The sequence below is a fragment of the Streptomyces sp. NBC_00207 genome (assembly GCF_045160965.1).
Lineage (GTDB): Bacteria > Actinomycetota > Actinomycetes > Streptomycetales > Streptomycetaceae > Streptomyces.
Genome location: NZ_CP130715.1, coordinates 9,301,185 through 9,312,951 on the forward strand (window position 1 = coordinate 9,301,185; position 11,767 = coordinate 9,312,951).

Sequence of the window (11,767 nt, forward strand, 5' to 3'; positions counted from 1 at the left end):
GCCTCCGGAGGACCGCCGAAGGGCTTCAGGACCCCGATTCCACGGGCTGCCGGGCGGGTACGGCCGTACCGTGCCCGCCACGCGGAATCGGCCGGCCCCAAGGATGAGCCGCAGGCCACGGTGTTGACGCGTGCCGCCCCCGGCCGCAGGGCCGGGGGCCGGCTGTTCGGTGCGGGCGCCGCCCCCGGTCAGGGCAGGAGGCCTGCCGGAAGGTATTCCGCGTAGGCCGCAGCCGGCGGGTTCGAGGCCTGCCGGACCAGGTCCCACACCCGGTCCGACTCCGGATCGGCCTGCGGGTCCTGCGGGTCCTGCAGGGGTGTGCCGAGGCGGGTGGCGACGTCCTTGCGGAGGGCCGGGAGCAGGGCGTAGAGGCGGTCGCCGGGACACGAGGTGGCGTTGAAGTCGCGGTGGCCGTAGATCTCGGAGGCGGGCAGGCCGTACTGGCTGCAGATGTGGGCGCACAGGTCGGCCAGCATCGCGTACTGCGCCGCCGGCGGGGCCTGCGAGGTGTACGTGCCCTCGTTCTCGATGCCGATCGACACGGTGTTCTGCCCGATGCAGTGCGCCGCCCGCACCTGGCGGGTGCCGGCGCGCAGCTCCGCGAGGCTGTTGTGGCGGCCCTCCAGCACGAAGGCCCCGCGGCTGACGGTGAAGTGCTGACCGGTGTCGATCCAGCCCTGCGCGTCCATGTGGTACGTCTGGATCGCCCGGGCCAGGGCGAAGGCGCGCTGCCTGGAGTAGTCCGTCACGTTCGCCGTGGCCGTGTGGTGGACGATGATCCGCTCCGGGCGGTTGGCCAGGACGACGACGGGCTCGGACGGGGCCCGCGCACCCCAGGCGGCGCAGCCGATGACGTCCGGCCCGGCGGCCGCGGAGTGCGCGCGCCCGGCTGCGGCCAGCGGCAGTGCCGCCGCGGCGGCCAGGGTGAAGCCGCCCGTGAGGACCGACCGGCGGGTGTGCAGTGCGGAGAAGGTCATACGGTGCCCGTTTTCCGTAGGAGGCTGTCCATTGAAGGGACCCCGGACCCACGGGCCGCGCAGACACACCGGGCCGCGGACGGACTGGCCCCGGCCGGCCGCGGCGCACAGGGGCCCGGCGCCGCCGCGGGGGAGCGGAGCCGCTACGGGGCCGCCCTGCGGGAGCCGCCGGGGAGGGCGGCGTACGGGGCCCGCACCGCCTGCGTCCGGGCAGATGCGGGACGGGTCTACTCACGGGCTGGTTACCGTCGGGCCTTGCTGCCCGAGCGAGCGGTTGCCGCCGTGCCTGCCGGAAAGGCGAGAGGGGCTCCGGGCGGTGCCCGGAGCCCCTGCGGGCCAGGTGAACCGGTCACCACTTGTTGTGGCAGTTCCAGTGCCCCGGCACCCAGTGGGTGTCGTGATGGCCGGGCACCCAGTGGTTCTGGGACCAGCCGTGGCCGTACCAGCCGGGGTGCCAGTGGCCCCGGTGGTCCCAGTGGCCGGGATGCCAGGTGCCGTGGTGCCACTTCTTCTCGTAGTGGCCCTTGCCCCACGTCTTGGCCCAGTGCCCCTTGGTCCACGAGCAGCGTTCGTGGTGGTCCGACCGGTGCTTCTTGTGGTCCCGGTCGTGCCGGTCACGGTCGCGGTCGCCGTTCAGAGCAGTGGCCGCCGATGCCGATGCCGATGCCGGTGTCGAAGCGGCGGCGGCTGTGCCGGTGGCCGCGAGCGTGGCGCCGCCCGAGAGCAGGCCGGCCACGGCCGCGCCCGCAAGAAGGCTGCGGGTCCGCACGGAAACGGTCATGGGTCTCACCTCCTTCTGCTTCACGAATGAGCGGATGCTCGGCCCCTGCTTCCGCAGGGGGCTTGTGAAGGGATTCGGTACCGTCCGCCAGAGGGATTGGAAAAACATCAAACCGACATATATGGGGACGCATCGGCGCCTTGGTCCGGTTCCCCGGTCAGGCGGGGAGGGGGAGGCGCAGCAGGGGGCTGGTGGTGGGCTCGGGCGAGCCGCCCGCGGGTTCGAGGGTGAGACCGACGGCGCGGGCGCTGTCGGGGCGTCCTTGCATGACGACGGCGCCGTCGCTGTGGACGAGGCCGGCGGAGCGCTTGGTGCCCTGGTCGTCGAACCACAGCTGGTAGGTCTTGCCGGCGGGAGGGGCGGGCAGACCGCTGCTGACGAAGACGGCCTGGTCGCGCAGTGCCGAGGTGGTCACGGACGTGCTCGCTCCGGTGGTGGTGCGTCCGTGCACCGTCCGGGCGTCGGGGGCGGCCAGGACGGCGGTCAGCTCCTGGGCCTGACGGGTGGCCTGCCGGGCCTGCGTACGGGCCTGTTCGGCCTGCTGGTACTGGTAGGCGGCGAGTCCGCCGAAGGCCGCGGCCACGGCGACGCAGGCCGCGGCGGCGAACGCTCCGGCCCTGCGCCTGAGGAGTGCGGTGAGCCGGGCCGGCGCCGCGGGCCGGGTGTGCGGGGGCAGCTGCGGGACGGTTTCGATGCGGTGCAGGACCGCCTGCCTCATCGGGGCGGGTGCGGACAGGCCGGCCGCCGCGGCCAGCTGCGCCACCGTCGCCTCGAACTCGCCGACCTCCCGGGCGCAGGCCGCGCAGTGCCCGAGGTGTGCGGTGAAGGCCTGCAGTTCCTCACCGGTGAGCGCGTCGAGTGCGTACGCGCCGGTGAGGGTGTGCAGGTGTTCGCCGTGCTTCACGCGGTCACCCCCATGCAGTCGCGCAGCCGGATCAGTCCGTCGCGCATCCGGGTCTTGACGGTCGCGAGCGGGGACCCCAGCCGGTCCGCGACCTCGCGGTAGGTCAGGCCCCGGTAGTAGGCGAGGGTCAGGGCCTGGCGCTGGAGTTCGGTCAGGCTGTCCAGGCAGCGGCGCACCTGCTCGCTCTCCAGCCGGCTCTCCACCTCTTCGGCGACCTCGTCGAAGGGCCGGTGCCGTTCGCGTACGGCGGTGGCGTGCTCGCGGTCGGAGGAGGCCTGGGCGGACCGGACGCGGTCCACCGCCCTGCGGTGCGCGATCGTCGCCACCCACGTCATGACGGTTCCCTGCTCCGGGCGGTAGCGGGCGGCCTGACGCCACAGGTCGATCATCACCTCCTGCGCCACCTCCTCCGCCTGGGCCCGGTCCCGGACGACTTTGACGACGATCCCGAACACGGTGGCGACGACCGCGTCGTACAGGACGGCGAAGGCGTCCCTGTCGCCGTGGCCCACCCGCTCCATCACCTCCTGCAGCCGCGGCCCGCCCGCGTCCGCACCGTGAAACCGCAGGGGCTGTGTCACCGCCGCCCCGCCCCGCGCCGCCGGGTGCCGTGCCGCGGCCCGGCGCCGCGGCGGCCACGCCCGCCCTTGTGCCTCGATGCCATCGACAGCTCTTTCGCCGAGAAGAAGGACCGGCCCCGCCCTGGGGCCGGCCATGGTGATCCGCTGGTCTCACCTCTTCTTCGTAGCGGGCATTTGTGCGGATTGCCCCGATCGGCAACGCCGCATCCCGCCCGTCATCCGATCGAGCGAAACCGGCATCCACCGCCCAGCCGCTGCACCCGCGCCACCGGACGGCGCGCCGGCTACTTCAGGTACGGCTCGAGGAGCCTGCTCCACGATTTCTTGATCTGCTCGTACTCGTGCCGGCAGCCCTCGGCCCGGAGCTCGGGCAGCACGCCGTCCGGGTTGCCGACGGCGATGACGACCGACCTGAAGGCCTCGGGGTCCGAGCCGTACAGCCAGCAGATCTCGTTGTAGAAGCGCTGCGCGCTGAGCGAGTGCTCGTCGGAGAAGAGGCCGGAGAGGTCACCGGCCTCCTGCGCGTCGGCCAGGGCGCCCAAGGTGTTGAGGGTGCTCACCGCATAGTCGATGTGCCGCTCGCCGCCGGTGGCGAGCAGCAGGGTGGCGAGCTGGTCGACGGCGTCCTCCTCCTTGCCGGTGATCGGCAGGTCGTACATGTCGACCAGGCCGTGGCCGAGCTCGTGCAGGAGCACGCCGTTGGAGAACCCGATGATGTCGTCGTCCACGGCCGCGGCCCGCTCCGCCGGGCTGCCGGAGCCCTCCCGGGCGGCCTGCTCCTGGAAGATGGGCCTGGTCTCCTCGACGAGCTCGTAGCAGTACGTGATGTCCCTCGCCTGCGGGTCCCAGGAGGCGTTCGCCCCGCCGCAGCTCTTCGCGATCACGGGCACGTCGTAGGACAGTGCGATCCGGTCGTTGACGAAGCCGGCGATGCGTTCCAGGACCTCGTTGTCCTGCAGGAATCTCTGGATCCGCCGGTCCTGGGCCGTCCTGCCGGTGTCGTAGCGCGGGATCAGCCGGCCGTGGCCCTTCGAGGCGGACGCGGACGCGGATGCCGGGGCGGCGGGGGACTGCGCCGCGTTCTGCGTCTTCGGGCCGGTGGAGCCGCTGCCGGTGGACGAGCAGCCCGTGGCGGCGGCGATCACGGACGCGGCCGCGACCGTGACGGCGGCCACCGCCCGCATCCTGGCTGCTCTCACCGCTGTCACCTCTCGGCGCGGTACGTCCTGCGCCCCAGCCTGCTGCCGCGGTGCCGCCCCGGCCCGCGCATGTGCGCCGGCCGGGTGAAAAAGCGGCACCGGCCGGCCCGGGGCGGCCCCGCGCCCCCTCGGGAATACCCCGGGCTCACCCCTCGTTCCGCAGTATGGTTGAATTGTAAACAATCTTGGGAAGGGGAGTCATGCAGTTCGGGATCTTCACCGTCGGTGACGTCACAGCCGATCCGACGACCGGACGCCTGCCGAGCGAGCACGAGCGCATCAAAGCGATGCTCGCCATCGCACAGAAAGCCGAGGAAGTCGGCCTCGACGTCTTCGCCACCGGCGAGCACCACAACCCGCCGTTCGTCCCCTCCTCACCGACGACCATGCTCGGCTACATCGCCGCACGCACCCAGAACCTGATCCTGTCCACCTCCACCACACTGATCACCACCAACGACCCCGTGAAGATCGCCGAGGACTTCGCGATGCTCCAGCACATCGCGGACGGCCGCGTCGACGTCATGATGGGCCGCGGCAACACCGGACCGGTCTACCCCTGGTTCGGCAAGGACATCCGCGACGGCATCGACCTCGCCGTGGAGAACTACGCCCTGCTGCGCCGCCTGTGGGACGAGGACACCGTCACCTGGAAGGGAAAATTCCGCACCCCCCTGCAGTCCTTCACCTCCACCCCGCGCCCGCTCGACGGCGTCGCACCCTTCGTATGGCACGGCTCCATCCGCTCACCGGAGATCGCCGAACAGGCCGCCTACTACGGCGACGGCTTCTTCCACAACAACATCTTCTGGCCCGCCTCCCACACCGAGCAGATGGTCAACCTCTACCGGCAGCGCTACGCCCACTACGGACACGGCACCCCCGAACAGGCCTTCGTCGGACTCGGCGGCCAGGTCTTCATGCGCAAGAACTCACAAGACGCAATCCGCGAGTTCCGCCCGTACTTCGACAACGCACCGGTCTACGGCCACGGTCCCTCCCTGGAGGAGTTCACCTCCCAGACGCCGCTGACCGTCGGCTCACCCCAGCAGGTCATCGAACGCACCCTCTCCTTCCGGGACTACGCCGGCGACTACCAGCGCCAGCTCTTCCTCATGGACCACGCAGGCCTGCCCCTCAAAACCGTCCTGGAGCAGCTCGACCTCCTCGGCGAAGAGGTCGTACCGGTGCTGCGCAAGGAATTCGCGAACCTGCGCCCGGCCGGTGTGCCGGACGCGCCGACCCACCCCGCCCGCGTGGCGGCGGCCCGGGACACCACGAAGCAGGAGACGCGGGCATGAAGCTCATCGTCGTATCGGCCGGCCTGAGCTCGCCCTCCTCCACCCGCCTGCTCGCCGACCGCCTCGCGGCCGCCACACTCGCCCACACGGACACCGAGCCCGAAGTGATCGAACTGAGGGACCTGGCGACCGAGATCGCCCAGCACCTCGTCACCGGTTTCCCGCCCGCCCGACTGGCCGCCGCACTCGACGCAGTGGCGGCCGCAGACGGCCTGATCGCCGTGACACCGGTGTTCGCCGCCTCCTACAGCGGCCTGTTCAAATCGTTCTTCGACCTCATCGACAAGGACGCCCTCACCGCAAAGCCGGTCCTCATCGGCGCGACCGGAGGCACGGCCCGGCACTCCCTGGTCACCGAACACGCCCTGCGCCCACTCTTCACCCACCTGCGCGCACTCGTCCCGCCGACCGCCGTATACGCGGCCTCGGAAGACTGGGGCCAGGAAGGACTGGCACAGCGGATCGCCCGCGCGGGCGCGGAACTGGCACACCTCATGGCACCCGCCGCCCGGGACGCCGCCCGGGACCCCGACACCGCCACCGTGCTCGCACCCCGCTCACCGACAGGGGCCATCACATCGGTGAAACCGGCCGCGGGCTTCGAGATCGTGCCCTTCGAACAGCGCCTGGCCGCACTACGGGCCGAATGACCGCAGCCGCCCCGCAACCAGCCCCCGCTCACGCAGAACCCCTCACCAGCGCAGGGGCTGTCACATCCGGCGGCTCCGCCCGGTCTCCCCTTACGGAAGGCGGCAGACGAAGCCGCAGACGAAGCCGCAGACGAAGGGGACGCCGATGAAGACTCTGCTCGTATGCACCTCCGTATCCCACGGCAACACCCGACGCGTGGCGCAGGCGATGGCCGACGTACTCGACGCCCGCGTGCTCACGCCGCAGGAGGCGTCGGCCACGGACCCGGCAGGCTACGACCTGGTGGGCTTCGGCTCCGGCGTCTTCTCCCAGCGGATGCACCCGGACCTGCTCGCATTCGCCCGCGCCCTGCCGCCCTCGTCGGGGCGGGCCTTCGTCTTCGCCACCAGCGGCCTGCCGCAGCTGCCGTTCGCCCCCTTCACCCGCCCCCTGACACGACTCCTCCACGCCAAGGGCTTCGCCGTCGAACCCGCCTTCACCTGCCGCGCCCTCGACACGTGGCCGCCGTTCAACCTCATCGGCGGCATCAACCGACAGCGCCCGGACGAGGACGACCTGAGCGCCGCCCGCGCCTTCGCCCGAGCACGCAAGAACCACCCCACAACCACAGCCTGACCCGCCCCCGAGAAGGTGTACCTGGATACACCCCCTCCGGCACCCACGTGCAAGGACCGCCCCGACCCCGACCGGCAGAGTCGAACGCGGGGCGCGACAGCCGCGCCCCGGCGATCCACGGGGAGGCCGGACCACATGCCGGACCACAAGCAGCAGCGACAGCGACAGCGACAGGGGCAGGGGCGGCGAGCACCGCGCAGCGGATGGGCGGCGCAGACAGGAGTGTTCCTCGCCGTCGCCTTCCTGGCGGCCGGACTCTGCGGCGCCCTCCAGCCCGCGACCGGCATACCCCCCGAGGTGCTCCAACTGACCCAGCTCGGCCCCGCCCTCGCCGTCGCAGCCGTGGCACTGCTGTGGCCCCGCCGGACCAGGGACCGCCTCGCCGGCACCCTGCCCGCCCCCGGCAACGCACCGGCAGACCACCAGGCCCGGACACCGACCCGAAGCCGGACGGCCCTCCTCCTCACCCCCGCCCTGATCATCGCCCTGTGCGCAGGTGGCGCCCTGCTCACCTCCGGCTCCCTCCCCACCACCAGCCCACAGGCCCTCACACACCCCCTCACCCTGCTCGTCACCGCCCAGCTCTTCGGCGCCTGCGCCGAAGAGATCGGCTGGCGCTGCTACCTCCAGCCGCTCCTGCGCACCCGCTTCGGCCCGGTCACCGCCTCCGTCCTGGTCGGGACGGCCTGGGGCCTGTGGCACGTGCCGGCCCTCGCCCAGGGGCCGGCCTACGCAGCCGGATTCCTGGCCGCCACCCTCGCGATGTCCGTGATCCTCGGCCTCGCCCTGGAACGCGTACGGAGCAACCGGCTGTTGCTCGCGGGCGCCTTCCACACCCTGGTCAACCTCGGCATGCTGTTCGTGACCGACGAAACATCCCCGGCAACAGCGCCGATGGCGATCTTCGGCGCCGCCTGCCTGGCCGCAGCAATCCCGTGGATCGCCTCCACCCGCCGGGCGGCGACCACACCGGATAGGATCACCGCCGCAACAGCGCACGGACCGCGCTGACATGACGGAACCACAGGCAGGCATGGCACAGGCAGACACACGCCCCGGCACCGGCCTCAGGGCCGCGCTCACCGACATCGGCCGCTGCCAGCTCCTCTCGCTGGCCGCGCTCGCCGTATCCGGAGCCGGCACCCTCGTGGTCGGGGCGCTGCTCCTCCTGCCCGTCGGCATCGGCTTCCTCCTGCTCCCGCCCGCCGCAGCCGCCCTGCGCCGCATCTCCGACCGCTACCGCGACTGGGCCGCCCGCTGGACCGCAACCGTGATCAGCCCACCACAACCACTGCCACCGCGCCCGGCGCCACCCGGGAACACCGCCGGCCGCCACCGGCAGGCCCGCGCCCTCCTCGGCGACGAAGGCTTCTGGCACGACCTGCGCTGGGCCTGGGCCGAGCCGTGGACAGGCGCACTGCTCGCCACCGTGCCGCTGGCCCTCGTCGAGTACGGCCTCTTCGGCGCGGCCGTGCAGCCCTTCGTCTGGCGGCTCCTGGGCGACGGCAACTGGTACGCCTTCATCCCGGTCGACTCCACCCCGGCGATGCTCGCCGCACTCCTGCTCGGCCTCGGATCCATCGCCGCCGGACTCAAACTGGCACCCGCCACCCTGCGACTCCACGCACGCTGGAGCAGACGCCTGCTGGCCGCCCCGCACACCACCGAACTCACCCGCCGCATCGAACACCTCGCAGGCTCCCGCGCCGACATCCTCGACGTCCAGGCCGCCGAACTACGGCGCATCGAACGAGACCTGCACGACGGAGCACAGGCCCGCCTCGTCGCCCTGGGCATGACCCTCGACGAAGCCACCCGCCTCCTGGACCGCGACCCACCGGCCGCCCGCGCACTCCTGCACGAGGTACGCGCCACCTCCCAACGCGCCCTCCAGGACCTCCGCGAACTCGTCCACGGCGTCCTGCCCCCCGTCCTCGCCGACCGCGGCCTCGGCGACGCGGTCCGCTCACTGGCCCTCGACAGCCACCTCGACGTACACATCGAGACAGCCCTGCCCGGCCGGCTCCCGGCCGCCGTGGAATCCGCCGGCTACTTCGCCGTCGCGGAACTCCTTGCCAACGCCGCCAAACACTCCGGCGCCCCCGAGGTCCGCATCCACCTCAGCCACACCGACGGGGCCCTGCGCGTCACGGTCACCGACGACGGGCGCGGCGGCGCCGACCCCGGCGGAAGCGGACTGCAAGGCGTACGCCGCCGCCTGGACCCCTTCGACGGAACCCTCGTCCTGCACAGCCCGCGGGGCGGCCCGACCACCGCAACCCTGGAGATACCGTGCGCGTCGTCCTCGCCGAAGACCTCTTCCTCCTCAGGGACGGACTGACCCGCACCCTCCAGGAACACGGATTCGAGGTGATCGCCGCGGTCGACAACGGCCCCGCCCTGCTCAGAACACTCCTCGACGAACAACCGGACGTCGCCGTCGTCGACATCCGCCTGCCACCCACCTTCACCGACGAGGGCCTCCAAGCCGCCCTGGAAGCACGCCGATCCCGGCCGGCGCTCCCGGTCCTCGTACTCTCCCAGTACGTCGACCAGCTCTACGCCCACGAACTGCTCGCCGGGGGCCAGGGCGCCATCGGCTACCTCCTGAAGGACCGGGTCACGCACACCACCCAGTTCATCGACGCGGTACGCACCGTCGCGGCGGGCGGCACGGTGATGGACCCGCAGGTCATCGCACGGCTGCTGGCCCGCAGCGACGCCCGCGGCACCACCGCCCAGCTGACACCGCGCGAACTGGACGTACTGGCCCTGATGGCCGAGGGCCGCTCCAACGCAGCCGTGGCGCAAACCCTGTTCATCAGCGAGAGCGCCGTCGCCAAACACACCGCCGCCATCTTCACCAAACTCCGGATCGAACCCTCCGCAGACGACAACCGCCGGGTCCTGGCCGTCCTGGCCTACCTGAAACGCTAGCCACGCGGGCCGCAAGAGGCACGCCCCTGCTGAGGCGACTTCTGACCGCCTACGTTCGTGTCAGGTCACGGACCAGACGGGTCAGCCGAGGCGACGGGGCAACCTTCAACTCCATGTGCAGCAACCGCCGGTAGTCCTGGTACCGCCCCCGCGGCGCCGAGGGCCGCAGGCACCGAGAGCGGAGAGGTCAAGGCGGACTGGGATGTACGACGAGTCCCAAGCGGGCGCCGCGGACCGCGGGGCCCGGATCAACCTCCCCGTACTGGGGACGGTGGAGCGCCGATGGGACACCTACCAGCCCTTCCTGAAGGAGGAGCCCCCGCCCAAGTCCACCTTAGGCTCCGCCGTCGCAGACCCGTCCGCCTCTGACGGGTGGACGACCGGGGCTGGAGCTGCCCGCCGGGTGAACCCTGTACGTGGCTCGGCCCGGTCTGGGAGGTGCCCCCTCCCCGGCCGCCGCCTACACGGCAGCGGCTGGGGAGACCGATGCCCACGGCCTGTTCGTGATCCGCCCATGGCGGCTTGCGCGTTTGTGCGTCATAGCCGGTAAGACGTACCCCGAGGGGTCGCCGTCGCGCTTCAGCCGGCGACTGAAAGGGCTGGCTCAAGGTCAGGGCGCATTCAAACCGAAGGCCTGGTTGTTGGTGTTGCTGGCGCCTGGGCTGTTGATGTTGCTGCTGGTGTTGATGTTGTTGAACAGGGTGAGGGCGCCGTTGAGGTTGATCGGCAGGATCGAGCCGCCCTCGCCTCCCTCACCGTTGCAGCCGCCTCCGGCGACCGTGGTCTGGTCGCTGTCCGTGGCGGAGCCAATGCTCGGGGAGGTGGCCGTGACAGTGTTAATGATGGAGCATGGTGCGTCGTTGGCGATGTTGACGACAACATCGAGTGTGGTAGTGAAATTCGCAATGGAGAAGTTTCCGCACTGTACCGTCGTACCGCTGTTGATGGCTTGACAGGCGATCGCGAAGTCGCCTCCGAGATTGTCGACCGTGAGGCCGGTCGGGAGGTGGTCCGTGACCGTAATGTCGTTGGCGCCGCCATCGCCGCTGACGGTCAGTGCGATGTGGTAGAGGCCTTGCCCCCCTCGCGTGAAGGTCCCTTCGTGGCTCTTGCTGATGCTCATGGTCGGTGCGGCTTGGGCGGGCGCGGCGAGGGCGAACGGCAGTGCGATGCCCAGTGCCAGTACGGTCGTGAGGGCGGACATCTGCCGCTTCAACCCGTGTGTGGTCATGGCTGGTTACTCCTGTCCATGAGCGTTCGTTGCGATCGGGCCCCTGAGCGAGTGAGGTCGATCGTGGGGAATCTACTGATCGGAGGGGCCGCATTGATCACCAAGTGGTGGAAACATGCCAACTTCACTCGATCGCTTCGGTTAACGCGTGAGGTGGCATCAGCCCGCTGGCGGGCTGGCCCTGGAGGCCGAAACCATCGGCCTGGGCGGCGGCATGCAGCGCCGCCCTCAACCCGGCGGTTGCTGGTGGATGGTGTGCGGGGAATGTCAGTGGCGCAGGCTCAGCGACCTGGTGGTTGCCACCGACAGTGGCTGCTCACCTGTTGCTGACGTGGTTGACGAAAAGCCGTGTCACTCATGCCGACCGCCAAGCCCCCCGACCATGCGTGCCGGTCGCCCGGGCTCTTGGCGTGTCGTCACGAACGGTGCGGGACCGGGGGAGTGGTGGTCCGGCCGCCCCGAACACTCCGCCGGCGCCATGCTCGTCCTCCACCTGGCGGCGCCACCGGCGCTGCGCCAACCCGGCACCGTGTCGCAGACGTGTGCCCGTGAACACCAGGGGAAGGACCGAGTCCGACGTACGGTCGGGC

12 protein-coding genes are annotated in these 11,767 nt (G+C 71.2%); 6 read left to right on the top strand and 6 right to left on the bottom strand.

Going from position 1 to position 11,767, the window contains the following annotated elements; translation table 11 throughout:
- Positions 1-188: 188 nt before the first annotated feature.
- The 5 genes from OG472_RS43015 to OG472_RS43035 form a co-directional block, all read right to left on the bottom strand.
- Entirely contained in the window at positions 189-977 is a 789-nt protein-coding gene (locus OG472_RS43015) for a peptidoglycan recognition family protein (RefSeq protein ID WP_405940639.1), read from the bottom strand.
- A gap of 349 nt (positions 978-1,326) precedes the next feature.
- Positions 1,327-1,758, bottom strand: coding sequence for a hypothetical protein (locus tag OG472_RS43020; RefSeq protein ID WP_401614708.1), 432 nt, complete (start codon positions 1,756-1,758; stop codon positions 1,327-1,329).
- 157 nt (positions 1,759-1,915) lie between these two features.
- Complete coding sequence (locus OG472_RS43025; RefSeq protein WP_405940638.1) at positions 1,916-2,662, bottom strand: anti-sigma factor domain-containing protein; 747 nt, start codon at positions 2,660-2,662, stop codon at positions 1,916-1,918.
- On the bottom strand, positions 2,659-3,243 hold the full coding sequence (sigK, locus tag OG472_RS43030; RefSeq protein WP_405827024.1) for an ECF RNA polymerase sigma factor SigK: 585 nt from the start codon (positions 3,241-3,243) through the stop codon (positions 2,659-2,661). The genes OG472_RS43025 and sigK overlap by 4 nt, the downstream gene beginning before the upstream one ends.
- A 284-nt stretch (positions 3,244-3,527) precedes the next feature.
- Complete coding sequence (locus OG472_RS43035; RefSeq protein ID WP_401614714.1) at positions 3,528-4,442, bottom strand: DUF4344 domain-containing metallopeptidase; 915 nt, start codon at positions 4,440-4,442, stop codon at positions 3,528-3,530.
- Positions 4,443-4,642: 200 nt separating this feature from the next.
- Between OG472_RS43035 and OG472_RS43040 the strand changes: the two genes are divergently transcribed.
- From OG472_RS43040 to OG472_RS43065, 6 genes are all read left to right on the top strand, one after another.
- On the top strand, positions 4,643-5,743 hold the full coding sequence (locus OG472_RS43040; protein ID WP_405940637.1) for an LLM class flavin-dependent oxidoreductase: 1,101 nt from the start codon (positions 4,643-4,645) through the stop codon (positions 5,741-5,743).
- Positions 5,740-6,393: a CE1759 family FMN reductase gene (locus tag OG472_RS43045; protein ID WP_401614718.1), complete on the top strand. Its 654-nt coding sequence runs from the start codon at positions 5,740-5,742 to the stop codon at positions 6,391-6,393. The genes OG472_RS43040 and OG472_RS43045 overlap by 4 nt, the downstream gene beginning before the upstream one ends.
- Before the next feature lie 145 nt (positions 6,394-6,538).
- Positions 6,539-7,009 (top strand): flavodoxin family protein, encoded by a 471-nt coding sequence (locus OG472_RS43050; protein ID WP_405940636.1) that lies wholly within the window; start codon positions 6,539-6,541, stop codon positions 7,007-7,009.
- Positions 7,010-7,144: 135 nt separating this feature from the next.
- Positions 7,145-8,020: a CPBP family intramembrane glutamic endopeptidase gene (locus tag OG472_RS43055; protein WP_405940635.1), complete on the top strand. Its 876-nt coding sequence runs from the start codon at positions 7,145-7,147 to the stop codon at positions 8,018-8,020.
- A gap of 22 nt (positions 8,021-8,042) precedes the next feature.
- Entirely contained in the window at positions 8,043-9,350 is a 1,308-nt protein-coding gene (locus tag OG472_RS43060) for a histidine kinase (RefSeq protein WP_405940634.1), read from the top strand.
- Positions 9,302-9,946: a response regulator gene (locus OG472_RS43065; RefSeq protein ID WP_401614726.1), complete on the top strand. Its 645-nt coding sequence runs from the start codon at positions 9,302-9,304 to the stop codon at positions 9,944-9,946. The genes OG472_RS43060 and OG472_RS43065 overlap by 49 nt, the downstream gene beginning before the upstream one ends.
- Positions 9,947-10,556: 610 nt before the next feature.
- On the opposite strand, the gene OG472_RS43070 is transcribed toward OG472_RS43065, so the two are convergent.
- Positions 10,557-11,177, bottom strand: a complete 621-nt coding sequence (locus tag OG472_RS43070) for a hypothetical protein (protein WP_405827018.1) — start codon at positions 11,175-11,177, stop codon at positions 10,557-10,559.
- Positions 11,178-11,767 lie beyond the last annotated feature (590 nt).